Source organism: Streptomyces sp. NPDC020597 (assembly GCF_044335095.1).
Lineage (GTDB): Bacteria > Actinomycetota > Actinomycetes > Streptomycetales > Streptomycetaceae > Streptomyces.
Genome location: NZ_JBIRUL010000040.1, coordinates 18,714 through 42,567, shown reverse-complemented (window position 1 = coordinate 42,567; position 23,854 = coordinate 18,714). Strand labels below are relative to the sequence as shown.

Sequence of the window (23,854 nt, the reverse complement as noted above, 5' to 3'; positions counted from 1 at the left end):
ACCATGCCGGTCATGTCTGGTGAAATCCGAAGGAGCGGTCCGGACCGTGAAGGTGCAGCGGCGGGCGGCCGTTCGACCGATCCGGGATGGCTGGTGCACGGGGATCCGGAGCTGATCCTCGCGGACCTGGACGGCGCTGCCGGGCAGGAGGAGACGCCCGCGGCCGCCGTGTACCGGACGTCGGGGCACGTGCACCGCGACGCCGGTGCGGGGGTGCGGCGGCAGGTCCTGGCGCTGGACGCCGCCCGGTACGGGAACCGGGAACTGGCGAGAGACATCACCGGGGTTGCAGTACGCCAGGGGTTGGACGACCCCTGGGTCGTGCAGTGGGCGACCGGCAGCGACGTGGACTCCCGGCTGCGGTACGCGTTGCCGGTGCCGGCCGAGGTGAGCGCGTTGGCGACCGTGGTCGTGGAGGGCCGCGGCATCGCTGTCGCCGGCTGCAAGGACGGCACGCTGCACGCGTGGGATCTGGCCACGGGCAGCCGGCTCGGCAAGGCCGTCACCGCGCGCAGCGGCGCCGTCGACGCGTTGGCGACGGCGGTGCTGGACGGCCGTCCCGTCGCCGTGACCGCAGGCTTCGATAGAAGCGTCCGGGTCTGGGACCTGGCACGGGGAGAACTGGTCGGTGAGTGCTCCACCGACGATGACTCCTGGGTGAAATCGCTGGCCGCGGGACTGGTCGAGGGCCGGCCAGTAGTGGTCGGCGCGTGCGTCGACGACGTGGTGAGAGTGTGGGATCTGGCCACCCTCTCCCAGCACACCGAGCCGTTGACCATCCGCACGGGCTTTGTGTCCGCTCTGGCGACGGCGGTGGTGGACGGCCGTCCCGTCGCCGTCACCAGCCACTCGAGGGAACTCGGGGCGATGGATCCGGTCACGGGGGAGGAGACCGTCCGGCTGTGGGACCTGATCGCGGGACGGGAGTCCGGTCCCCTGGGCGACCTTCCCGAGGAGCCTCCCGTGTTCGCGGACCGGAAGTACGACCGGACGGTGGAAGGCGGCAGCGACGGGGACGTGCAGGCACGGCGCTGCGCCAGCCTGGACATCAACGCCGCGGCGCACTTCCTGGTGACGGATCCGGGGTGCGAGGACCCGATGGCCGTCAGCGCCAACGCCTACGAGGTGCGCGTCTGGAACCTGGCCACGCAGGAGCAGGCCTGTGAGCCCGCGGCCGTTTTCGTGCAGACGGCGGCCGTGACGGTGCTGGACGACCGCCCTGCCGTGCTCGTCGCATACGGCCGTGGAGCGGTCGGCGTGTGGGATCTGCCCACCCTCCGCCCGTTGCAGCCGTCGCTGACGGGTCACGAGGCGACCGTGCGGGGAACGGCGACAGTGGTGGTGAACAGGCGTCAGCTCGCGGTCACCGGTGGCGACGACAGATCGGTCCGCATCTGGGACCTCGACAGTGAAAGGCGGACGGAAGGCCTGCTGACCGGTCATGTCGGCTCCGTGACAGGGCTCACCACGGCCGACGTGGACGGGAGTCGCGTCATCGTCACCGGCGGCTCGGACACGAATGTGCGGATCTGGGACCTCGACGGAAAGGGACAGATCGGTGAGCTCCCGACCGGCTACACCGCCGGAGTGGATGAGCTGGCGGCGGGGACGGTGGACGGACGGCCCACCCTCCTCACGCGCGGCGATTGGCCCAAAACGGTGCGGATATGGGACCTGACCACCCGTCAAGAGCTGCCCGGGCGGTCGACCAGCGAGTACACCAGCCTCTACATCGACTTCTTCGCGGTGGTCGACGGCCGCTTCGTGGGTGTGACCGGGGAAGGCCGCGTCTGGGACCTGACCGAGAGCCGATGGATCGGAGTACAGCCGCGGCAACGAGGCGCCCTGGCCCTGGAGCGGCTCGAAGGCCGCAGCGTCGTTCTGACCAGCCACGAGGCAGAGGGAGTCCACCTCTGGGACCTGGCCACGGGCGAACTGCTGGCACCGCCGCTGACGGGACACACCAGTGAGGTGCGTGCGGGGGCGACCGGCACCCTGGACGGCCGCCCTGTCGTGGTCGCGGGCGGCGACCGAACCGTCTGGACGTGGGACGCAGGCACAGGACAGCAGATCGGTGCGCACGCCTTTCCGTCCCGCATCAGGCGACTGACGGTGGCGCCCGACGGGCGGCTGGTGGTCGGTTTCGGCGCGGACGTGGCGGTCCTGACCCATCGCCGCTGAGAAGGGTTGATCCGAGAGGCCGACCACGTCGGTTCCACCGCGCACCCTCTGCGCTGCCGACCGTGTCCCGAGCTCTTGCAGGGAACCATGGGACATTCCTGCCGCGGCCGAGGCGGCCCGGCCTAATGCCCCGGGGCAACGGGTATCGCAGGCACATGCAGGCGTGGGGAAAAGGCATGGCGGCGGCGGGGCCCGGGCGGGAGCGTTTCCTGCGGATTGCAGTGAAGCGGGCGCTGGCGGGAGACGAGCCGCAACCGTGGTGGATGCCGCGGCGTGTGGTGAGCGTGGTGTCGGCCGATGTCGACGACGTCGCCGGTGTCGGTGCGATCTGGATCCGGTGGCGTCCGAAGGCCTCACGGACCCGTGAGTGCGTTGCACTTCTGGAGTGGTTCGGCGAGCGGTGGCGGTACGCGGGAGGCAGCAGCGGCGGAGGCTGCGAAGACGATTTTGCCGATGCCGATGCCGATGCCGATGCCGATGTTCTCGAGGTTCGCAACGGCGGGGGCGCACTCAGCCTCACCCGCACGCTTGACCCTCCGCGCTCCATCACCGCGGCCCCGTGGATCAGTTGCGTCACATTGCGACTCGGGCGAGACGTGCGTCGGGTTCTCCTCGGCGTTCGCCGCATCGAGGTTCCCGAGCGCCACCGCAGGCTCATTGCTGTGTGGGCGACTCCTCCCGGGCGTCGCGGAGTCCGTCCCGTGATCGTGGCCCTGGGACGTGATGACGTCGAACTCGCCCGGCTGGGACCCCAGGACGGCCTGGACACTCACACATGGGCGCGTTTGAGGGAGGAGTGACTACGGGATCGAGTGCCCCTCAAACCGGCGGACTCTGGCGTCGTTCCGCGGTGCGGGACGGCACCTGACCGTACGCCGCACGGTAGTACGCGGCGAACCGGCCCAGGTGGGTGAAGCCCCAGCGCGCCGCGACGTCGGTGACCGTTCCGGACGCGGAACCGTCCGCGATGCGCAGCAGGTCCTGGTGTGCCCGCTCCAGCCGTACGCGCCGCAGGTGGGCCGCCGGGGTGGTCCCGAGGTCGGCCCGAAAGCGGTCCTGGAGGGTACGAGGACTGACCCGGGCCGCCGCGGCCATGTCCGCCACCGACACCGGCTCGCCTGCGTGTTCCTCGCAGTACGCCATGGCCCGTCGTACGGCACCCGAAATCGCGGGACGGCCGTGCGGGGGCGGGACGGCGGGGTGGTCCTGCGTTCGGAGACCCACCAGGCTGTGCACCAGGGCCTGTTCGAACTGCGCGGAGGTGAGCGCGGTCCCCGGCCAGGCGACCACCACGAGGTCGCCGTCCGCGAGCGGGCCGAACCGTGGGTCGGGGACGGGCCCTTCGGGGAGGTAGGCCACAGCCACGTACTCGCCGGTGCCGGGGACCTGGCGCAGCAGCACCAGGGCCACGCCCCTCAGTGGATCCGGCTCCGGAACCGGTCCCCAGCCGAGCAGTTGAGCGCGGCAGGTCTCCACGGTGATGGCTCGCAGGATCACACCCCGGCCCCGTGCTCGGCACACGCGGCTGGGCGGAACGGGCGGCGCTGACACGGTCCGAACCCCTCCTTCTCCCCGGCTCGGTCGCGGGGACACACAGGAGGTTCACAGCGGTGCATGACCGCTCCACCCGGCGAACGTGACGGAACCATGACCGTTCCTCACCAGTCGCCGTCACACGGTTCCATGACGGCTGAACCGGTGCTTCGGGCTCGGCAGGCCGACTCGCCCGTCCCGCCCCAGCCGTGACGGATGCACACCGTCCCGGCAATCCGATATGCGCGGACCAGCCGGCGGAGAACGGATAGCGAACGGTCGTCCGCCATTCATATGCTGCAGTCGATCCACACATACGGCCGAACTCCGCTAAGGCGTGCAGCGCTTGTGAGAGTGCGGCAAAAGGCGACCCGGCAGAAGCAGGGGGATTCGAAATGCGAGCGAGTATCCGGTGGTTGATCACCGCCCTGGTCATGGGGCTCCTTTTGGGGGCAGTCGGACAGGGAGCTGCGGTCGCGTCCTCGACCGACGCGGGATTCGTGGCACAGGCGCGAGCGGCAGGTCTGTCGACCGACAAGGCCGCGGCATTGCAGGCCAAGGTCGACGGCTATCTGGTCAAGCTGCGGGGGAGGGGCGAGCAGGTCTCGCCGAACCAAATCAGCATGAAGGGTGCGGTCCTGAACGTCACCGTTCCCGGGGAAGCGCGGCCCCGACAGCTCACGCAAGGCAGCGGAGCCGTCCCTCGGGCGACCGTGTGCAAGGACTTTTCATCATGGAACCCAGTGCCCTACGGGTGGTTCTGCGCCTATCAGCTCCAGTGGGGTGGGGGTGACTCCATCGGCATGTACAACTGCGACAACTACTTCATCCCCTGGGTCTCACAGGGCTCCTGGATGAACAATCAGACCACCGGTACCGTTCCGCGGCTCTACTACAGGGACTTGAGCTGGTGGGACATGCCCCCCGCATTCTCTTCGCAGGGTTACCACGTGGACTGGTACCCCGTGAACTCCATCACCAACTGCCGGTAGGGAAGGTCGATGACGATATGCGTTCCACCGCCTCTCCCGAGGCCGCCGCGGGCCCCCGACGCAGAAGCCTTCTCGCCACGGTCACGGCGTTTCTCTGCGTGACGTTCGTCGGCATCGCGTTCTTCCCGGCGGCGGCCGCACCCGCACGATCCGACGACACCTCGGCCGTCAGAGGAACAAGTGCCGTCGTGCCCGTCGGCGTCACCGCCGGGGTCGCCGTCTTCGATCGTCAGACCGGTAATTTCACCGAGCAGTTGAACGCGAGCATGCAGTTCCGTTCGGCATCGATCGTCAAACTGCTGATGGCTCTGGACTATTTCTGGAACCGAGGCTCCGACTACGTTGTCCCGGCCGCGGACCGTGCCTGGCTGGAGCCGATGCTCCGCAGCAGCGATGACGACGCGGCCAATGACTACTGGTCGAGTCACGGCTATTCATCGATCGTCACCCGTATGCGCGGCAACCTCGGGCTGAGCGACACGGAGCCCCCTGCCGACCCGAACTTCTGGGGCTACACGGCCATTTCGGCCCGCGACACGGTGACGATCTACCGCTACATCCTCGAAAAAGCCCACGCGCCCGTACGCAACTTCATCATGGACAACCTTCGTCGGTCGACCCGCTGTGCGTCGGACGACTTCGACCAGCACTTCGGGATCGCCGGCGCCTTCAACCGGCCCTGGGCCGTGAAGCAGGGCTGGTCGGGCGACTCGTATCCGAAGGGCACCTGCGGCCCCACGAGCCCGGTCGCGCCCGGGCCGGCGGCCGGCGTCGGCCACGCCGCCGCGGCCGTGGATCTGACCCGTCCCGCCCTGCATTCCACCGGCACCGTCGGCGCCGGCGATCGCTCGATCGTGGCCGTCTACACACTGCACCAGGCCGGTACTTCCTACGGAAAGGCATTCACCGACATCGGTCGACTGACCCGTTCACTCAATGTTCCCGGTGGCGTCGCGCCGTCCGGAAAGTGGTACGGAACATGGAGTTCGGAGGTCAACGTCCGCAGTGAACCACGCATCGGTGACAACGCACTGACCCGACTGCCCGCGGGGGTCGAGGTACTGGTGGGCTGCCAGAAGAAGGGCCAGTCCGTCTCCGTGCCCCCGTACACCAACGACTGGTGGGCGTATCTGCCCCAGTACGGCGGCTACATCTCCAACATCTACATAAGCCATCCGGACAATCAATTGCCGGATGTCCCCCTGTGCTCGATTCCGCAATAGCAGCGGATCCAGAGCCAGAAGCACATGACCGACCGGAAACACAACGATCAGAACGGGGACGCACGGATGCTTTCACTGAACAGCGGCCGCCGCCGCAAGACGCTGGCGATGACGTTCGCCGCAGCCGCCTGCACGACGGTTCTCACCTGGCAGGGCGCCTCCGCCGCCCATGCCGCCAGCCCTTATGACGGCGCGGACCCGGCCGCCACAGGTTGTGCCTCGAACGCCAAGACTCTCGCCTCCGCGCCGCTCTACCTGCCCAACACGACCAGTCAGGTCGGCACCATCGAGATGCGCTACAGCAACACCTGCCTGACCCAATGGATCCGCGTCTACTCCAACACGACCCGTTGCAGCGGTGAGCCCTGCCGCAACAAGGCGGAGATCACCCGCCCTGCGGGCTCCGACGGCCCGGCCCTGACGGTGGGCCGCGGCAACGTGGCCGCAGGCGAGCCCTACCAGTGGAGCCTGATGGTCTACACCCCCAACACCCGCTCCTGCGGGACCGGCAACGCGGACACAGGCGTCAGCACGGCCTACCCGTACGGGGAGTGGGGACGCCAGATCTGCGGCTGAGCCCGGGCAGGGCCATGAACGCGGAGCCATGAACGCGGAGCCATGAACCGCGAAAACGCGTCCTGACCGGCAAAGGAACGTCCCCAGGAGGTTCGACGGCCGGGCCTGATCCCGCACGGATTCGTCCGTCGGCTCAGTCCCGGCCCTTCCTCCGCGCACCTTCCCCGTCTCACCGGATTCCGAGCCGCGCTGCGACCCCGCGGGCCTCAGGCCGCGGGCTCGCGGTCTCAGCCGGCGGGCTCCCAGACGAATCCGTCCGGGTCGGTGAAGGGCCCGGCGTCGCTGCCGATCGCGAGCCGGGACGATCCCGCTCCCTCCGGCGACACGCCTGCGACCTTGGCCAGGCCCCGACGCCCGTACAGCGACAGCTTGACGGGGCTGGCCGAGGCGTCGAACTCGACGTACTTGCTGCCGAAGCTCTTCGCCACCTTGAGGCCGCGCTCGACATAGAACTGCTTGCTCGCGGCCATGTCCGCCACCCCCAGCAGTACGACGATCTCGTCGATCCGCCGGCTGTCGGGGCCGGAGTCCTTCTTCGAGGAACTGGCGATCTGCCAGACGGTCCCGTCCGGGGCCTGTACGACGCCGCCGTAGCCCCACAACGACTTCTTGGCGGGCTTCAGCGTCGTGGCGCCGGCGTCGAGCGCGGTGCCGAAGAGGTTGTCCACGATCGACGGCTGGGCCACCACGAGCGAGACGGTGAAACCGCGGAAGCCGGAGGTCGGCTCTTCGGAGGCCCGCAGGCGTACCTCCTTGCCCAGGCCGAAGCCCTCCGCGTAGAAGCGTTCGGCGGCCGCGGGGTCGGCCACTTCCAGGGTGATGAAGTCGATGGAGGTCATGCCCTTCACGCTAGGCGTCCTCGGCGCCCGATGCTTCTCCGATCCTGACCGATGCCCCCCTTTCGACGACAGAGCGGGGCGGTCAGCGGGGCGGGATGGGGAACAGCATGCAGCTGCTGGTGGCGTGGGCCAGCAGCCGGTCCTCTGAGTCACGCAGCTCCGCCTGGGCGAGCGCGGTACGCCGGCCACTGTGGAGGACGGTCCCGATGGCACGGACCTTGCCCGTGTCCACGGTGATCGGGCGCAGGAACTTCAGGGTCAGGTCGAGCGAGGTGTAGCCGGTGCCCTGGGGCAGCACGGACTGGACGGCGCAGCCGGCCGCGGAGTCGAGGAGCGTGGCGAAGACGCCGCCGTGGACGCTGCCGATGGGGTTGTAGTGCTCCTCGCCCGGCACTAGCACGAACACCGCCCGGCCGTACTCGGCCTCATCGAGCGTGAAGCCCAGGGTGGCGGCGATCGGCGGTCCGGGCAGCCGGCCGGCCACGATCTCGCGGAGGAAATCGAGGCCGCTGTGATCCCCGACGGCCCCGGCTGAGACCGCCGGGTCCGACCACTCGAACGTTCGTGACCTGCGCATTCCCACTCCCATACCTGGCTGACTTCCGTAAGTGAAGTTAGCTGTGCACTCCTCTGGCTGTCAATGACGAAGCCAGCCTAGGATGGGCGCATGAGGTGGCTGGAGACGAGCGCGGAGAACTGCACGGTCCATCGCACTCTGGACCTGATCGGCGAGAAGTGGTCGCTGCTGCTGATCCGGGACGCCATGAACGGCGTCCGGCGTTTCGACGACTTCCGCCGGCATGTCGGACTGTCCGAGGCCGTCCTGGCGGACCGGCTGCGCAAGCTGGTGGCGGCCGGGATCCTGCAGACCGTCGCCTACCGCGAACAGGGGCGTCGCACCCGGCACGAGTACCGGCTCACCCGCAAGGGCTGGGATCTGTGGCCCGCGATGATCGCCCTCAAGCAGTGGGGCGACCAGTACACGGCTGACCCGGAAGGGCCGCCCCTGGAGGTTCGTCATGCGGACTGCGGTGAGCCTCTGGGTGCGATGGTCGTCTGCGTGGAGGGTCACGGCCCGTTGAGTCCTTCGGAGGCCCGTACGCGCCCGGGCCCTTCGGCGGTGCCCCTCGGCTGACGGCCCGGACGCGGTGCGGGTCAGGTGGTCGGGCTGCCCGCGACCCACTCGCTCCACGGCATGTTCCAGTCGCTGAGGCCGTTGCCCGGCGCCAGCATGGTCTTGTCCGCGGAGTTCTTGACGATCACGAGGTCACCGATCAGCGAGTGGTCGAAGAACCAGGCGGCGGGCTGCCGGTCGGTGCCGCCACCCCTGACGTCCTTCAGGCCCACGCAGCCGTGGCTGGTGTTGACCTTGCCGAAGACGGAGTCGCCGCCCCAGTAGTTGCCGTGGATGAACGTGCCCGAGTCGGTCAGGCGCATGGCGTGCGGTACGGCCTTGATGTCGTACGAGGGCTTGCCGTTCTTCTCCTTGAGGCCGACGCTCGCACCGTTCATGTGAATGTGGCTGAACTTCTCGGAGATCACCATCTGGCCGTTGTACGTCGGGTGCTCGGCGCTGCCTGACGAGATCGGGATGGTTCTGACCGTCTTGCCGTTGCGGACGACGGTCATCTGCTTGGTCTTCGCGTCCACGGTGCTGATCTGGCTCCGGCCGATCGTGAAGGTGACCGTCTTCTGGACGCCGTAGCGGGTGAGCGTGACGGTGACGGTGGAGCCGGGCTCCCAGTAGGTCTCGGGGCGGAAGTCGAGGCGGTGATCGCTGAACCAGTGACCGACGGCCTGCTGGCCGCTGCTGGAGCTGACCTGGATCTCCGACTGCACGGCGGCCCTGTCGCCGACCGCCCGGTCGAAGGTGATCGACACCGGCATGCCCACGCCGACGGTCGAGCCGTCCTGGGGGGAGAGGTGCCCGATGAAGTCGTTGGCCGGGGAGACCGTGGTGATCGTGGCGTTGTCGCTTGCCGAGCGGCCCTTGGCGTCCACGGCCTCCGCGGCGATCTGGTACGCGGTGGCACGCTTCAGGTCGCCGTTCGGCTTCCAGGAGGTGCGGTCCGCGGACACGGTGCCCGGGACCTCGGCCCCGGTCGCGACGGCGGTCATGGTCACCTTGGTGAGCTTGCCCTTGTCGACGGTGACGCCGACCGGGTCGTTCACCCCGACGTTGTGGGCGCCCTCCCCGGGCGTGATCTCTATTCGGGCCTCGGAAGCCTCCACGGCGTCCGCCCGCTTGGCATGCGCCGGCGGTGTGGGGTGGCTCCCGGCGTCGGCGGCCCCGGTGGCAGCGATGCTCGTACCGCCGAGGGCCGTGACCGCGAGTACGCCGCCAAGCACGCCGGTCGTAGCCATCAGTCCGGTGCGTCGTTTCCTCAGCATGATCAAGCACTTCTCCCATGGGACGGTCTCTGGATCTCTGTGCCGATCACCGCAGAAGCGCGACCAGCCTTGAGACTACTTATAGACCGCCCTATGTCCATAAATGGGCAAATTGTGGTGAAGGCCACCCGTTGTCGAATGCTTGCGCGACGCAGCGGTCACCGTGTCTCGGCCCTCGAGGCCCCAGGCGCTCCCTGGGTGTCCGTTGCGGCGGACGCGTCCAGTGCGCCCTGTGCGTCCGCGGCGACGGCTGCGTCCCGCAGGGCGTCCAACAGGCCTCGCAGGGCGGGCTGTTCGAGGGCGATCTCCCGCACGGCCGCCGAGATCGCTCGGACCGGTTCCGGATTGCGGACCGGCCGTACGACGACGCCGGGGTGCCGGTTGCGCAGTCCGAGCCGCGGAATCAGGGCCACGCCGAGACCTGCCGCGACGAAGCCCTGGGCGGTGGCGTAGTCCTCGCTCTGGATGACGAAGTCGGGGCTGAAGCCCGCCGCCGCGCAGGAGTCGATGACGGGTTCGAGGCAGGGGCCGGGGGGCTCGCTGCCGACCCACTGCTCGCCGGACAGCTCGTGCAGGTCGACGACCTCCCTGCTCGCGAGCTGATGTCCCTGGGGCAGTACGGCGGCGTACGGATCGTCGAGGAGGGGGACGAGCCGGAAGCCTTCGCCCGCGTGCTCCCGTGACCGGACCACGACCGCCAGGTCGGCCCGGCCCCGCGCCACCTCCTGCAACGGGTCCAGCGGGTCGGCCAGTTCGAGGTCGACACGGACTCCCGGGTGCTCGGCGCGCAGCCTGGCCATGGCGGGCGCCATCAGCGTCGAGCCGGCCGTGGCGAAGTAGCGGACCGACAGCCGGCCGGTGCGTCCCGCGCGCAAGTCGGCGAGGGCGGTCTCCGCCTGGGAGACCGCCGCGCTGATCAGTGCGGCGTGCTCGGTCAGCAGGAGCCCGGCCGCCGTGGGGCGTACCCCGCGGCCGACCCGCTCCAGCAGCGCCGTGCCGGCCTGCTTCTCCAGCGCCGCCACCTGCTGGCTGACGGCGGACGGGGTGTAGCCCAGGTGTGCCGCGGCGGCGGTGACCGTGCCGCTGGTGACCACCGCGCGCAGGACCTGCAGTCGTCTCACATCAAGCATGTAGCTGAGCTTAACAGTATGGGTAGAACCATTTGCTTGTCCTCAAAGCTTTGCTGCGGCACCTTCCTAGGCAAGGACCCAGGCGGGACGGTGGACGACCACCAGGTCACCGGACGCGGGACACGGGACGCGGGAAGCGGGAAGCGGGGCATCATGAACGACGGCAGCGGGGCGAGGGGCCTGTGGGGCGGACTGCGGGTGGCCGTGCTCGCTCTCCTGTGGGGCTCGACCTTTCTCTGGACCGAGTTGGCACTGCGCGGGCTCTCCCCGTTGCAGGTCACGTTCGCGCGCTGCACCCTCGGCGCGGTCGTCCTCTTCGTCGCCTGCTGCGTATCTGGGCGCCGGCTGCCCACGGGCGTAGCCGTCTGGCGGCACATCGTGATCGCGGCGTTCTTCTGCAACGCCCTGCCGTTCGCCCTGTTCAGCCTGGGTCAGCAGACCGTGGACTCCGGGCTCGCAGGTGTCCTGAACGCGACGACCCCGCTGTGGTCGATCGTCCTCGGACTGGCCCTCGGCTCCGAGCGCGGGCTGCGGACGGTACGGCTGGCGGGTCTCCTGCTCGGCTTCACCGGCACGATCGTCATCTTCGCTCCCTGGCAGTCTTCCGGGGCCAATGGCTGGGGCGCCCTCGCCATCCTGGGCGCGGCCGCGAGTTACGCCGTCGCGTTCACGTACATGGGCCGCACCCTGGTCCGCAGGGGAACCCCCACGATCTCGCTGTCCGCCGCCCAGCTCGTCGCCGCGAGCGGACTGAGCTCCCTCGCGATGCCCGTCGCAGGCCTGGACCCGATCGAGCTCGGCCCGACGGTCCTGATCGCGGCCGTCGTCCTCGGCGTCTGCTGCACGGCGGTCACCTTCCACCTCACCTATCGGATCATCAACGACGAGGGTGCGACCAACGCCGCGGTCGTCGGCTATCTGCTGCCGGTCGTGTCCGTACTGCTCGGCGCGGTCGTCCTGGGCGAGGACCTGACCGCCCGGGTGGTGCTGGGGATGATCGTGGTGCTGGCGGGAGTGGGGATGACGCGGAGGCAGGGCGCGGCGGCGGCCGCCAGGGAGACGGCAGACCGGGAGCCGGCCGCCGGAGAGGCGGCAGTGTCCCGGACCGACCCGGAGGGTCACCCGGCCGACGCCCGGCGCCCCGCCGTGGGGCGTGCACGATGATCCCGGTCGCGCCCGGGGCAACCAGGAGGCGGCCGGACGCGTCTCATCGTTGACCGGTCTCATGGCCGGTCGCGAGGGCATCGAAGGTCTGCCCGCGTCGAGGCCCGTTCGAGACGATGACGGGCCCCACACGAATGGAGAGCAGTGCGTGGTCGTGCTCATATTGGTGGTCGTCCTTCTGCTCGTCATCGGCGGCTGCGTCTGCGTCTATTGGGAGGCCCGGGGCGACGCACCCCGCTGGGCGCGTGGTGTCGCGAAGGCGACGATGATCGGCAGTGAGCTGGCGCGCAGCGCGAGCCGGGGTTCCCGCTCCCGGCAGAGCGGTGGCGACGACTGAGGGCTCTGCGGCCGATCGACGCCGAAGCGGCAGGGGCGCGCGCACGTTCGGTGGCGGGAAAGGCCCAGGTGGCGTGCCGCTGTCCGGGACCTTCGCGTGGGCGCCGTCCCGGCGGACCGCGGGTGATCGCCGGTAGGCTGCGAGGGTGCGCACGGTCGAGGTTCTGCTGGACGAGGCGGCGGACGCGGCCGTACGGGAGGCATGGCGGCGGCTCGCGGACGCGGGTCTGCCCAGTCAGGCGCGCCACCGCTCTCCGACCAACAGCCCGCATCTCACGCTGGCCTCGTGCGAGGAGTTGACTGCCCCGATTCGCTGGGAGCTCGCCGAAGTGGCGGCCGCTCTGCCGCTGGCGGTGAGGTTCACCGGCGTGGTCCGCTTCGAGCGGCCCACATCGGTGCTGGCGTGGGCGCTGGACCTCGACAGCGCGCTGGCCGGCCTGCACCGGAGGGTGTGGGAGGCGGTCGCCGCGGACAGCCGGCCCGAAGCGCTCAACCCGTTCCACAGGCCCGAATGCTGGAGCCCGCACGTCACCCTCGGACGGACCCGGCGGGCCGGCGCCTTCGCCGACCGGCGGATCCCCGCATTGCTGCCGGCGCCGCCGTTGCCGGTCCGGCTCACCACCTTGCGCAGTTACGACACCGAGACCGGCGCCCTGGAGGTGCTGGCGCCCCGCTCCTGAGACCCGCCGCCGGCAGGGGGAGTGCCTGACGGTGTGACAGCACGTGCGCGGGCGACCGTACTTGCGGGCCGCCCCCTGAACGTGACGTCGCCATCGTCACCACTACCGCCTCCGGTCGTGCCCGGGCGGGCGTCGCGTCAGATCACCCGGCGCCGCAGGGTCCACCGCCGAGCCCGAGGAGCCCGGCCGACAGGGCGAGGAAGACGCCGCCCTCCACGGCATCAGCTCCTGCATCACCTCTTCCCTGGCCAGCGGATCGAGGTCGGCCAACGGCTCGTCGAGCACGATGAGTTCGGGCCGGCGCCCCAGTGCCACGGCCAGTGCGACCCGGGTGCGCTGACCGCCGGAGAGGGTGGAGATCCGGGCCTTGGCGGGGATTCCGGCCGCGTCCGTCAGGCTCCTGGCGTAGGCGGCGTCCCACCGCTGGTTCGGGGCGCGTCCGGCGCGCAGCATCTCCTCGACGGTGAAGCCCCGGTACAGGGGTTTGTCCTGGGCGAGGAAAGCGAGCCGCGGGTGGGCGCCCCGGCGTCCGGGGCTTTCCCGCAGCACGCGCATGGTGCCTTCGGTCGGCGTCGTTACTCGTGCGGACCTTCCTGTTCTTCGGCCGGTCGCGCGAGCCGGAGATCAGGCGGTCCCCCCTGGAGATCCGGGCGTGCGCGCGGGTCAGCGCGCCGGGTCCTCGCGCCGACCTCCCTTCGCCGCCTGGACGGCACGACGCAACGCGTCCTTGAACCAGACCCCGGCCGCGTCGTCGCCGAGGCCGACGTGGAGCGAACCGGCCTCGGAACGGTCCGACCAGCGCGTGGTGACGGAAACGCCGCTGTCGACGACGAGCCGTTGATCGACGTCGGTCACGGTCATGTCGTCCAGCCGCCCGCAGTGCGCCGTGGTCGATCCCGTGCGCACCCGGGTCACCGCCAGCAACAGATGCCGTGGCAGCAACACCGCGGCGGTCAGGGACTCCTGGGCCGGGCCGCCGCCGAGCAGCCGGGACAGGACGCCGGGACGACGGCGCGGGACGCTTCGGGTCTCCACGCAGGCGGTCACCGGGGCCGAGAGGTCGCCGAGACCCTGAAGCTCGGCCTCGGCCAGCAGCGCCGCGTGCAAGGAGGGATCCAGGGCGTCCGGCGCGCATCGACGGCTCGTACGGTCGTACAACGACTCGGGCATGCGCGGCCCCTCAGGGACAGTCGTACGTGAGATCGGTGACGACCGTGCGGTCGACGGGGGAGAGGAGGTGCAGCTCGGCGCGGGCCGCGTAATGGCCCTTGCCCTGGAAGGTCCACAGCAGGTGCAGACGCGCCTGACGCCGGCCCTCGGCCACCACTTCCCTCAGGACATCCGAGGCCGTGCCGTCGCTCCGGGTCCAGCGGTACGAGAGCGTGCCCGCTCGGCCGTTGGTGGCGACGACACCGACGACGTCCGCCGTGTCGTCGCACCCCACGACGGCCGGCCGCGCCACGACCCGCACCGAGCCCGTGGTGAGGGAGGGGCCGATGCGCTGCCAGGCGAGAAGCGCGATGACGCCGATCAGCACCAGCACCGGCAGCGCGTGTCTGCGCAGACGCCGCCGCGGCGGCGCGGGACGAGGCGGCATCGACGCCAGCGTCCGATGAGTGCGCTGGGCGACGGCCGCGGTCACGCCCGGTCCGAACCGCAGCATCGTGCCCTCGACGCGGTCCGGTGCGGGAGCCGGTGCCGGTGTCGTCGGAGTCTGCGTGCAGGGCGGCGCGACGAGGGTCGTGTCCGCATCGGGCGACCGCTGGATCCAGTGACTGGCCAGCACGGTGGCGCTGTACTCGGCGTCTTCCGGGCCGGCCCCGGCGCTCGGGACGCTCCCGGCGACGCCGCCGAGCACCTGGGTGGGCTCGCCGTCCTCGGCGGAGGCGGGAGTGCGGTCGTGGTGAGCGCGGTCGTGGTGAGCGGTCATCGGATTTCACACTGCCTGGTCAGGAGCTGTTGCGAGGCGCCGCCGTCGGCGGAGGCGGGGTTTGTGGTCGCCCCGATCGCCCAGTAGCAGCCAGTGCCCCGAAAGGTGTGGTCGACGGCGAGGGTGTACTGGGTGGATCCGCTGCGTGCGAAGGACTGGGACGCGCCGTCCGCCGTGCCGAGTCCGCGCCCGCCGGCGCCCGTGTACCACGACACGTTGATGGTGAGCGGGCCGGTTCCGTCCGTCGTCACGGTGAGGGTCGCCGTGCCGGTCGTCGACCCCGTCTGCCGGAAACCCGTCACCGCGACGTCCTTCACGGCGGGAGCGGACGGCGGGGTCGGGGAGGCGTTCGTCGGCGTGGCCCTGGCGGTCGGACCGCCGGGCGTCGTCTCCCCGGCCGGAGTCGTGACGGCCGACGCCGAGGGCTCGTCCGGGTCGGCGGTCACCGGGGCGGAGGCCGAAGCCGAGGCCGAGTCCGAGGGGCCGGGTGACACGGTGGACGACGCGGTCGAGGACGGGGACGCGGAAGGGCCGGCCGACGTGCTCGGAGCGGCGGACACCACCGGCCCCGCGGCAGCCTCGGCACTGCTGGTGGCCAGCGCCTGCGCCGCCTGTTGCGGCGAGGGTTCCGGGGCGCGCTGCTGCTGGTAGGTCAGGAGGACGCCCAGCAGCACGACCGCGGCGGAGACGAGGACCCCCGCACGGCCGGGCAGCCACGACCGGGCCCCGCCTGGAGCGGCTTCGCGGCCCAGGACCGTGCGCGCGGTGTCCGTCGTGCTGCTCGGCGGGGCACTGCGGGCCGAGGGCAGGAGCAGCGGCGCCAGCGCCACCAGTGCGGCGAGCCGGCCGCGTCCGCGCTCCTCCCAGTCGGAGCCGTAGGTGGCGCCGGCCGCCGCCTCCAGTGCCGCGACGAAGGCCTCGGCGTGTGCGGGACGCTCGAGCGGGTCCTTGGCGAGGCCGCGTCGCACCAGTTCCCGCACCGCCTCGGGGGCCTCGTCGGCGGGGATCGGCCCGTCGACGTGCTGCAGGGCGAGCTCGGCGAGATTGTCACCGGTGAACGGCCGGCGGCCCGTCAGGCACTCGAAGAACGTGGCCGTGGCCGCGTACACGTCGGCTGCGGGGGAGACGGGGGACCCGGTCCACTGCTCCGGGGCCATGTAGGACGGGGTGCCGGCCGCGCTGCTGCTGGCGCCGACGTCCACGGCGATCCCGAAGTCGACGAGCCTGGACGATCCGTCCGGCACGACCAGGACGTTCTCCGGCTTGTAGTCGCGATGGACCACACCGACCCGGTGCGCGTCGGCCAGGCCGAGCAGCGATCCCTTGAGGATCACGAGCGCCGCCTCGGGCTCGAGCGGCGCCGACCTGCTCAGCAGGGTCCGCAACGACACGCCGTCCACCAGCTCCATCACGATGGCGGCGCCGTCCGGGCTCTCCACGTACTCGTACAGGTCGGCCACGTAAGGGCTCTCCAGCCCGCCGAGCAGGCGAGCCTCAGCCCTGAACCCCTGCACGAAGCCGGGCCTCGTACGCAGTGACTCGCTGAGGTACTTGACCGCCACCGGAACGCCGGTCTCCTCGTGCACGGCCAGGACGACCCGTCCGCTCGCCCCGGCGCCGAGTTCCAGTGACTCGGTGTATCCGGGCACTGCCCATGTGTCCATTTCCATCCCCCCACGGCCGCCGTACGGCCCGGTGTCCGCCCCCTGCGAAGCATCGAGCCACGCGTGAGGAGACACCTTTTCGGCCGCTGCGGTTGCGGTGCGGCGCCGCGGCCCGCGTTCTGGACCTGTCGCCGGCGCGCGCGGTGGGGAGCGTACTCGCTGGGGAGAACCGCTCGACAGTGCCGCGGCGTGTCCGGCGGGCGTGGGGTGATCGGCCGGACCGCCTGCCGGGCGCGCGGGCGCGCCGGTAGCATCGCCTGGTCGCGGACGGAAAGCGAGTCGACGCCAGCATGACTGACGAAGTGAGAGGCAGGCCCGTCGGCGCTTTACCCGGCAGGGCGCGAGAAGTCGCGATCCTGCGCGGGGTGCTGGCGGGCGAGGACGACACGTGGTGTGTCGCGGTCACCGGCGAACCGGGGATCGGCAAGAGCCGGCTGCTGACGGAGCTGGGGAAGTTCGCGGACACCGAGGGCTGGACGGTCCGCAGCGCCCGTGCGGCGGAGTTCGAGTCCCACATCCCGTTCGGTGTGTTCGTCAACGCGCTCGACGACCGGCTCGCCGAACTGGGACCCGAGCGTCTCGCCGCCCTCGGGGGGCAGCAGCTCGCACTCCTGACGACCATGTTCCCGTCGCTTCCCGCCGCCGGGCCCGCCGACCTGGTCGACGCGGAGCGGTACCGGCTGCACCGGGCGGTCCGGGCGTTGCTCGAGCTGCTCGCCGAGCCGTCCGGGCTGGTGCTCGTCTTCGACGATCTGCACTGGGCGGACGAGGGTTCGGTGGAGCTGCTCGACCACCTGTTGCGCCACCCGCCCCAGGCGCGGCTTGTCCTGGCGTTGGCGGCCAGGCCCCGGCAGACGTCGCTGCGGCTGTGGCACGCGCTGTCCCGCGCCGCGACCGACGGGGCGGCCGAGCTCCTCGAACTCGCTCCACTGAGCCGAGCCGACGCCGGCCACCTCATGCCGGAGAGGCTGGGCCGTTCCCGGCGGGAAGAGCTCTACCAGGCCAGCGGCGGCAACCCGTTCTACCTGGAAGCTCTCGTGCGGGCCGGAGAGCGGGGCATCGCCGTCGGTGACGCGGCGCTCCACCCCGACGGGGCGCTCCCGGTGGCGGTCCACGGGGTACTGGCCGCCGAGCTGGCCGCGCTGACCCCGCAGGAGCGCGTCGTCGCGCACGCCGCCGCGGTGGTGGGCGACGACTTCGAGGCTGATTCCCTCGCCGAGACGGCGGCGATGGACCCCGGGCCCGTCCTCGTCGCGCTCGACCGGCTCGCCGAGCGCGACCTGATACGGCTGGACGGCGCGACCGGCCGGTTCCGCTACCGTCATCCGCTGGTACGCAGCATCGCCTACCAGGATGCCGGTCCGGGCTGGCGGCTCCAGGCACACGGGCGGGCCGCGTCGGCTCTGCGCAGCAGGGGCGCGCCGGCGGCCGAGCTCGCCCGGCACGTGGAGCGATCCGCCGTCCGCGGTGACCTGGGAGCGGTCGCGGCGCTCACCGAGGCGGCCGAGGCGACGATGGACACCACGCCGACGACCGCCGGCCACTTCCTGCGGGCGGCCATCCGGTTGTTGCCCGACGCGGAGTCGGCCACGCCGCAGCGGCTGATCCTGCTCGGACGGCTGGCACACGCACTCGGCGCCACGGGCGACCTGCGGCAGGCCAGGGAGACCATGCACGAGGTGCTGCGGCTGCTTCCCGCAGAACTCACCCAGATCAGGGCGCAGACGGCGCGGGCCTGCGCGACGGTGGAGCAGATCCTCGGGCGCTACACCGAGGCGAGGGCGATGCTGCACCGCGAGTGGAAACGCGTCGAAGGCGTCGACGCCCACTCCGCGGCAGCCCTGCTCGTCGCGCTCGTCGCCGGTGAGAGCGTCGAGCGCGAGCACGGACACGGCCGGGTGGCCGAGGCGATCGCCGCCGCACGGGACGTCGGGGATCCGCTGCTGCTGGCGACGGCGTTGGCGGCCGCGACGCTGATAGACCGGCAGGCGGACCGGCTGGACGAGGCGGCCGTACTCCTGGACGCGCTGCCCGACAGCGAGCTCGTCCGTGACATCGACGCGGCGTTCTGGCTGAGCTGGTCGGAGATCTCCGCCGACCGGCTCACGGCGGCGAGCCGGCACGTGAGCCGTGGCCTGCACCTCGCCCGGGCGAGCAGACAGTCCCACAAGATCGCGCTGCTGATCGCGATCCGCGGCATGGTGCACGCCTATCTCGGGGAGCTGGCGGAGGCGACGACCTGCTTCGACGACTGCCTGGAGTCGGCGGAACTGACCGGCAGCGAGGAACTGCGCGTCATGGCGCTGACCTTCGGCTGCTGGATCACCACCTGGCGCGGCGACCTGACCGAGGCGATCCGGCTGGGCGAGGAGGCCATCGTCGTCGACGACCAGGCGACGGCCATGAGCTCCTGGCGCAGCGGCCAGGCCGAGGCGATGCTGGCGCAGGCCATGCTGCACGCGGGTGATCCGCACGCCTGCATCGAGCTGCTGCTCACCCGTGGGGGTGGCGCCGAGCTGCCCGCGGTGGGCGTGCGCACCAGGCCCCTGGTGTACCTGATGCTCACGGAGGCGGAGGTCGCGGCCGGCCGGGTCGCCGCGGCCACGGCCTGGGCCGACCGGGCGGAGGAGGCGGCCGGTCGGCTGGAGCTTCCGCTGCGTACCGCCATGGCACAGCAGGCCCGCGCGATCGCCACGCTGCCGACGGATCCGGCGGCGGCCGCGCCGCTCGCCATCGCCGCAGCCGCCGGGTTCGGCCGGATCGGGGCGGCCGTGGAGGCCGGGCGGGCGCACTTGCTCGCGGCCACGGCGTTCGGCGCCGACGGAGCGACCGAGCAGGCCCGCGCACATCTCGTGTCCGCCCGCGCGTTGTTCACCCAGTGCGATGCGCGGCTGTTCCTGCCGATGGTCGCGCGTGAGGAGCGGCGCATGAACGCGCGCGGCCCCCGGCCAGAGAGCGGCGCCGAGCGATTCGACCTGACGGCTCGTGAGGTCGAGATCGTCCGACTGGTCTCGGACGGGCTGACCAACCGTGACGTCGGTCTCCGGCTGCATCTGAGTCCCAAGACCGTCGAGGTCCACCTGAGCCGGGTCTACACGAAGGTCGGCGTCTCCGGCCGCACGGCCCTGGCCGGTGTGTGGGCCGCCGTCGCGCGTGACTGAGGACGCCACGGCGGCCCGCCCCCTCAGTTGCCGAGGTCGCGTACGTACAGGTTGTACCTGCGGCTGGTGCCGTCACCGCCCAGGTTCGTCGCGCTGGTCGTGAAGGCGACGTGGCGGCCGTCGGCCGAGATCGAGGCGCTGAAGCTGGAGCCGTCGCTCTGGGCGCCGTCACCGGCGACGCTGACCCTGGTCGTGGTGGCGCTCACGCGGTCTCGCACGAACACGTCCCAGCTCGAGTTGGTGTCGCCGGCGATCAGCTTGTCCTCGCCGGACACGAACGCGATGTAGCGGCCGTCGGCGGAGAGCGTCGTCCGCTCCTGGCCGGGGGTCCTGCTGTCGCCGAGGCCGTCGGGGCCGACGTTCACCTGCGTCGTCGTCCTGGTGACCCGGTCGTACAGGAAGATGTCGGTGTCGGTCGAATTGCCCGTGTCGCCGGCCACCAGATTGGACGCGGTGGACTCGAACGCGACGTAGCGGCCGTCGGCCGAGATGGCCGCCGTGCGGCTGGCGGAATTGCCTTCCTCGCCCTGGGGACCGACGCTGATCCGGTCGGTGCGGCCGGTCAGCCGGTCGTGCACGAACACGTCGTCCGCGTGATTGTTGTCGGGGAACAGGGCCAGGGTCTTCGCCGAGGAGGAGAAGGCGACGTAGCGCCCGTCCGCCGAGATCGACGGCACCTGGCTGATGTCGTCGCCCTGGCGGCCGTTGGAGTCGACGCTGACCCGGGTGGTCTCACCGGTCTGCCGGTCGCGCACGAAGACGTCATGGATGTCGTTGGTGTCGCCGAACACCAGGTTCGACGCGGGGGAGTCGAACGCGACGAACCGGCCGTCGGCGGAGATCGACGGATGGAAGCTCTCGCTGTCGGCCTGCTCGCCGTCCCTGCCGACGCTGACCCTGGTCGTCTCACCGGTCTGCAGGTCGTGAACGAAGACATCGCGGTAGCGGTTGGTGTCACCGGCCGTCAGGTTCGTCGCGAAGGACTCGAACGCGACATAGCGGCCGTCGGCGGAGATCGACGGATTCCGGCTCACGTTGTTGGCCTGGCCGCCCGCCGAGTCGACGCTGACCCGGGTGACGGCGCCGGTCTGCCGGTCGCGTACGAACACGTCGTCCGCTCGGTTGGTGTCGCCGGGCACCAGGTCCCTCGCCAGTGAGGCGAAAGCCACGTAACGGCCGTCGGCGGAGATCGACGGGCCGCTGGCGGAGTTGCTGATCGGCGCCGTGCCCGCCGCCCCCGGTTCGTCGTCCGTGGCATGCGCGACGCCGCCTGACAGCAGCGCCGCCACGATTCCCGACGCGAGCCCTGCGTTGCGGATTACGGAGTGACGTCTCATGAGTGTCCTTCTGTTCGGTTCGCCGCCGCGGCAGCGGGTTGCCGGACCAGCGTTCCGCGTCGGACCGGCCGAAGCATGAGGGAACCCCCTATGCCTTACCGGTCCTCGCCATCTCGCGCGCCTTCCTCGTGCTGAACACCCCTGCTGAACAGCCCCTGCTCCCGACTGTTCCGGGAACCCGCGGGGCTCCTGCGCCCTTGTCGGAAGGGCTCTGTCGGTCCGGCTGGATAGCATGCGAGGCATGGCCATCAAACTGGAGAACGTCGGGATCGCCGTGCGCGACCTCGAAGCGACGATCGCCTTCTTCACCGACCTCGGCCTCACGGTCGTCGGCCGTGACACGGTCAGCGGTGAGTGGACCGACACGGCCGTCGGCCTCGACGGCAACCACGCCAACATCGCGATGCTTCAGACACCGGACGGCCAAGGTCGCATCGAGCTCTTCGAGTACATCCACCCCGAGGCCGTCGAGACGCAGCCCACCCGGCCCAACGAGATCGGCATGCATCGCGTCGCCTTCTCGGTCGACGACATCGACGAAGCTCTTGAGAAGGCCGCACAGCACGGCTGCCATCCGCTGCGCGGGGTGGCGACCTACGAGGACATCTACAAACTCACCTACGTCCGCGGTCCCAGCGGCATCCTGGTGATGCTCGCCGAGGAGCTGAAGAAGAACTGACGACCGGTCGCGTCATCCCCCTCGGGAGCAGGGCGTGCCGCGCTTCGCGGCCGCCCCACCGGCGCGGTTCAGAATGCGAGGCGGTGGGCGAGCCGGAGCAGATCCGGCAGGCGCAGAACTCGTCCGTCGGAGCCGGGGAGAGGGACGTGGAGCGGCTGGGTCCAACGGGCGGGGATCGCCGCCGGCCCGTGGTACGCCCCTGCGAGGCCTCCGGTCACCGCGGCGACGGTGTCGGTGTCGCCGCCGAGGTCGACCGCTGCGCGCAGTGCGTCTTCGAAGCTGGTGGTGGTGCGCAGGGCCCAGACCGCGGAGCCCAGACAGGGCCATACGGCGCCGTTGAACTCGGTGGCCTGATCGGGGTGCCAGTCGGGCGCGAGGACGGTGGCGAAGCGGCCGCGGTGTTCGGGGTGGACGAGCTCCAGGATGTCCGGCAGCGCGCTGAGGGGATCGGTGTCCTCGAGGGTGACCCGGATGAGTTCGTGGAAGATCGCGGTGCCTTCCCAGGCCGCGCGGTCGCCGTGGGTGAGTGCGGCGATGCGGCGGGCCGCGTCCATGGTGGCCTTTTGACCGGCGGGCGCGAAATACACGGCGGACGTCGACGCCCGCATCAGAGAGCCGTTTCCCGCTGCTCGTCGGTTGACCTGGAAATGGATTGCGGCGGCGAGGTCCCAGGGCATGCCGTTGGTGAGGACGTCCTCGGTCTGCAGGCCGATGTCCTTGGGGTCCGACGCCGCCCATCGCTGGAAGCGGCTGAAGACGTCCGGCAGGTCAAGTCCGCCCCGTTCGAGCAGGGACTCCGCGACCAGGACGGCCATCTGCGTGTCGTCAGTGGCCTCACCGGGGTCCCAGCCACCGCCTCCGCACATCTCACCGCCGGTGCCGGGCGCGGGAAACCGTGCGGAGAACGCTCCTTGGAGCCCGAACTCGAAGGGACCGCCCAGCGCGTCACCGACCGCCGAGCCGACGACCGCGCCTGCGGCGCGTTGCACCCGCTTCATGCACGCAGCCTGTCGATGCTGCGGCGTGCCGCTCCGTTGGGTGGACAGGGCGATGGAGGACGTGACGCCAGGCCATGTCCGTCGCGGGAGGCGTTTCTCGCGCTCCATCGCCCCCTCACCGGCAGGACCGATCCGGCCATGGGCCGGGGGCAGCGGTCACGCCTTGCGTGCCAAACCGGCGGCGATGAGGTGTTCCCAGACGGTGAGCTCTCGTCTGCCGCCGCGGGACCACGGGTTGTCGCTCTCGTCGGGGCGCCACAGGGACGCGGGGACGATCCCGGGGTCGAGGATCTCCAGGCCGTCCAGCAGGGCGGCGATCTCCGCGTCCGTGCGCCACCGGCCGCGGCCGAACGTCTGCTGGAGGACCTTCTCGGCCTCCTCGGTCTCCGGGTTGTTTCCGGAGCGGAAGTGGCTGATGAAGAAGTAACTTCCGGAGGGGACGTGGTCGCGCCAGTAGCGGACGATGCCGGCCGGGTCCTCGTCGTCGTTGACGTGGTGGAGGATGGCGCTGAGGATGACGGCGACGGGACGAGAGAAGTCGATCAGCTCGCGGGTGTCGGGGTGCGTGCGGATCCCCTCGGGGTCGCGCACGTCGACCGCGACGACACGCGTCCGGTCGTTGTTCTCGAGCAGCGCGCGGCCGTGGACCAGTACTTGGAGGTCGGTGTCGACGTAGACGACCCGGGACTCGGGAGCGTGGCGTTGCGCGACCTGGTGGACGTTGTCCGCGGTGGGCAGGCCACTGCCGAGGTCGATGAACTGCCGGATGCCGGTGGTCTTCGCGATCTCCCTGACCGCCCGGGTCAGCGCCGCGCGGTTGGCGAAGGCGATGGCGACCGAACCGGGCAGGTCGCGCTTGAACACGTCGCCGATCTCGCGGTCCACGGCGTAGTTGTCCTTGCCGCCGAGCAAGTAGTCGTAGACGCGGGCGATGCTGGGCTTGGCCGGGTCGATGGAGGAGCCTTCGTACGTCATGGCGGTCATTCTCCCCCCAACGCCGCCTGCGCACCCTCCTTTTGAGGTCCTCCAGCTCCTTGGAC

At 70.9% G+C, this 23,854-nt stretch carries 22 protein-coding genes and 1 pseudogene; 11 read left to right on the top strand and 12 right to left on the bottom strand.

Annotated features, from left to right (window positions below; genetic code table 11):
• Window positions 1-12 precede the first annotated feature (12 nt).
• Window positions 13-2,181, top strand: a complete 2,169-nt coding sequence (locus ACH4ZA_RS36955; RefSeq protein WP_398433490.1) for a WD40 repeat domain-containing protein — start codon at window positions 13-15, stop codon at window positions 2,179-2,181.
• A 155-nt stretch (window positions 2,182-2,336) separates the two neighbouring features.
• On the top strand, window positions 2,337-2,981 hold the full coding sequence (locus ACH4ZA_RS36950; protein ID WP_398433489.1) for a hypothetical protein: 645 nt from the start codon (window positions 2,337-2,339) through the stop codon (window positions 2,979-2,981).
• Between the two features lie 19 nt (window positions 2,982-3,000).
• On the opposite strand, the gene ACH4ZA_RS36945 is transcribed toward ACH4ZA_RS36950, so the two are convergent.
• The gene (locus ACH4ZA_RS36945; protein ID WP_398433488.1) at window positions 3,001-3,678 is read right to left on the bottom strand and encodes a helix-turn-helix domain-containing protein; all 678 of its coding nucleotides are present in this window, start codon (window positions 3,676-3,678) and stop codon (window positions 3,001-3,003) included.
• Window positions 3,679-4,130: 452 nt separating this feature from the next.
• Here ACH4ZA_RS36945 and ACH4ZA_RS36940 point away from each other — a divergent pair, with 452 nt between their 5' ends.
• From ACH4ZA_RS36940 to ACH4ZA_RS36930, 3 genes are all read left to right on the top strand, one after another.
• Complete coding sequence (locus ACH4ZA_RS36940) at window positions 4,131-4,706, top strand: hypothetical protein (RefSeq protein ID WP_398433487.1); 576 nt, start codon at window positions 4,131-4,133, stop codon at window positions 4,704-4,706.
• A gap of 17 nt (window positions 4,707-4,723) precedes the next feature.
• Window positions 4,724-5,929 carry a hypothetical protein gene (locus ACH4ZA_RS36935; RefSeq protein ID WP_398433508.1) on the top strand — a complete coding sequence of 402 codons (1,206 nt, stop codon included), beginning with the start codon at window positions 4,724-4,726 and terminating at the stop codon, window positions 5,927-5,929.
• 66 nt (window positions 5,930-5,995) lie between these two features.
• The gene (locus ACH4ZA_RS36930; protein ID WP_398433486.1) at window positions 5,996-6,505 is read left to right on the top strand and encodes a DUF2690 domain-containing protein; all 510 of its coding nucleotides are present in this window, start codon (window positions 5,996-5,998) and stop codon (window positions 6,503-6,505) included.
• A 227-nt stretch (window positions 6,506-6,732) separates the two neighbouring features.
• Here ACH4ZA_RS36930 and ACH4ZA_RS36925 read toward each other — a convergent pair whose 3' ends face one another.
• Window positions 6,733-7,344, bottom strand: a complete 612-nt coding sequence (locus ACH4ZA_RS36925) for a glyoxalase (protein WP_398433485.1) — start codon at window positions 7,342-7,344, stop codon at window positions 6,733-6,735.
• Between the two features lie 82 nt (window positions 7,345-7,426).
• Window positions 7,427-7,921, bottom strand: a complete 495-nt coding sequence (locus ACH4ZA_RS36920) for a PaaI family thioesterase (RefSeq protein WP_398433484.1) — start codon at window positions 7,919-7,921, stop codon at window positions 7,427-7,429.
• Window positions 7,922-8,011: 90 nt separating this feature from the next.
• On the opposite strand from ACH4ZA_RS36920, the gene ACH4ZA_RS36915 reads away from it, so the two are divergent.
• Window positions 8,012-8,479 carry a winged helix-turn-helix transcriptional regulator gene (locus ACH4ZA_RS36915; RefSeq protein WP_398433483.1) on the top strand — a complete coding sequence of 156 codons (468 nt, stop codon included), beginning with the start codon at window positions 8,012-8,014 and terminating at the stop codon, window positions 8,477-8,479.
• Window positions 8,480-8,499: 20 nt separating this feature from the next.
• Here ACH4ZA_RS36915 and ACH4ZA_RS36910 read toward each other — a convergent pair whose 3' ends face one another.
• Both ACH4ZA_RS36910 and ACH4ZA_RS36905 read right to left on the bottom strand, forming a co-directional pair.
• Window positions 8,500-9,735 (bottom strand): Ig-like domain-containing protein, encoded by a 1,236-nt coding sequence (locus ACH4ZA_RS36910; protein ID WP_398433482.1) that lies wholly within the window; start codon window positions 9,733-9,735, stop codon window positions 8,500-8,502.
• Window positions 9,736-9,893: 158 nt separating this feature from the next.
• Entirely contained in the window at window positions 9,894-10,865 is a 972-nt protein-coding gene (locus ACH4ZA_RS36905) for a LysR family transcriptional regulator (protein ID WP_398433481.1), read from the bottom strand.
• Between the two features lie 153 nt (window positions 10,866-11,018).
• Between ACH4ZA_RS36905 and ACH4ZA_RS36900 the strand changes: the two genes are divergently transcribed.
• The 3 genes from ACH4ZA_RS36900 (at window position 11,019) to ACH4ZA_RS36890 (ending at window position 13,045) form a co-directional block, all read left to right on the top strand.
• A complete protein-coding gene (locus ACH4ZA_RS36900) occupies window positions 11,019-12,029 on the top strand; it encodes a DMT family transporter (RefSeq protein WP_398433507.1) in 1,011 nt (336 codons plus the stop codon).
• Between the two features lie 148 nt (window positions 12,030-12,177).
• Window positions 12,178-12,366 carry a hypothetical protein gene (locus ACH4ZA_RS36895; RefSeq protein WP_398433480.1) on the top strand — a complete coding sequence of 63 codons (189 nt, stop codon included), beginning with the start codon at window positions 12,178-12,180 and terminating at the stop codon, window positions 12,364-12,366.
• Between the two features lie 145 nt (window positions 12,367-12,511).
• The gene (locus tag ACH4ZA_RS36890; RefSeq protein WP_398433479.1) at window positions 12,512-13,045 is read left to right on the top strand and encodes a 2'-5' RNA ligase family protein; all 534 of its coding nucleotides are present in this window, start codon (window positions 12,512-12,514) and stop codon (window positions 13,043-13,045) included.
• 102 nt (window positions 13,046-13,147) lie between these two features.
• On the opposite strand, the pseudogene ACH4ZA_RS36885 reads toward ACH4ZA_RS36890, so the two are convergent.
• The 4 genes and pseudogenes from ACH4ZA_RS36885 to ACH4ZA_RS36870 form a co-directional block, all read right to left on the bottom strand.
• A pseudogene (locus ACH4ZA_RS36885) lies at window positions 13,148-13,615 on the bottom strand (ATP-binding cassette domain-containing protein); the annotation flags it as partial.
• Between the two features lie 93 nt (window positions 13,616-13,708).
• Window positions 13,709-14,215 carry a hypothetical protein gene (locus ACH4ZA_RS36880; protein ID WP_398433478.1) on the bottom strand — a complete coding sequence of 169 codons (507 nt, stop codon included), beginning with the start codon at window positions 14,213-14,215 and terminating at the stop codon, window positions 13,709-13,711.
• 10 nt (window positions 14,216-14,225) lie between these two features.
• Window positions 14,226-14,975 carry a hypothetical protein gene (locus ACH4ZA_RS36875; protein ID WP_398433477.1) on the bottom strand — a complete coding sequence of 250 codons (750 nt, stop codon included), beginning with the start codon at window positions 14,973-14,975 and terminating at the stop codon, window positions 14,226-14,228.
• Window positions 14,972-16,639 carry a protein kinase gene (locus tag ACH4ZA_RS36870; protein WP_398433476.1) on the bottom strand — a complete coding sequence of 556 codons (1,668 nt, stop codon included), beginning with the start codon at window positions 16,637-16,639 and terminating at the stop codon, window positions 14,972-14,974. Before ACH4ZA_RS36870 ends, ACH4ZA_RS36875 begins: the two co-directional genes overlap by 4 nt.
• A 290-nt stretch (window positions 16,640-16,929) precedes the next feature.
• Here ACH4ZA_RS36870 and ACH4ZA_RS36865 point away from each other — a divergent pair, with 290 nt between their 5' ends.
• On the top strand, window positions 16,930-19,800 hold the full coding sequence (locus ACH4ZA_RS36865) for an AAA family ATPase (protein WP_398433475.1): 2,871 nt from the start codon (window positions 16,930-16,932) through the stop codon (window positions 19,798-19,800).
• 23 nt (window positions 19,801-19,823) lie between these two features.
• On the opposite strand, the gene ACH4ZA_RS36860 is transcribed toward ACH4ZA_RS36865, so the two are convergent.
• Complete coding sequence (locus ACH4ZA_RS36860; RefSeq protein ID WP_398433474.1) at window positions 19,824-21,137, bottom strand: TolB family protein; 1,314 nt, start codon at window positions 21,135-21,137, stop codon at window positions 19,824-19,826.
• 241 nt (window positions 21,138-21,378) lie between these two features.
• On the opposite strand from ACH4ZA_RS36860, the gene ACH4ZA_RS36855 reads away from it, so the two are divergent.
• The gene (locus ACH4ZA_RS36855; protein ID WP_398433473.1) at window positions 21,379-21,816 is read left to right on the top strand and encodes a VOC family protein; all 438 of its coding nucleotides are present in this window, start codon (window positions 21,379-21,381) and stop codon (window positions 21,814-21,816) included.
• A gap of 68 nt (window positions 21,817-21,884) precedes the next feature.
• On the opposite strand, the gene ACH4ZA_RS36850 is transcribed toward ACH4ZA_RS36855, so the two are convergent.
• Entirely contained in the window at window positions 21,885-22,814 is a 930-nt protein-coding gene (locus tag ACH4ZA_RS36850; RefSeq protein WP_398433472.1) for an ADP-ribosylglycohydrolase family protein, read from the bottom strand.
• 156 nt (window positions 22,815-22,970) lie between these two features.
• Window positions 22,971-23,789: an SAM-dependent methyltransferase gene (locus tag ACH4ZA_RS36845; RefSeq protein ID WP_398433471.1), complete on the bottom strand. Its 819-nt coding sequence runs from the start codon at window positions 23,787-23,789 to the stop codon at window positions 22,971-22,973.
• Between the last annotated feature and the right edge of the window lie 65 nt (window positions 23,790-23,854).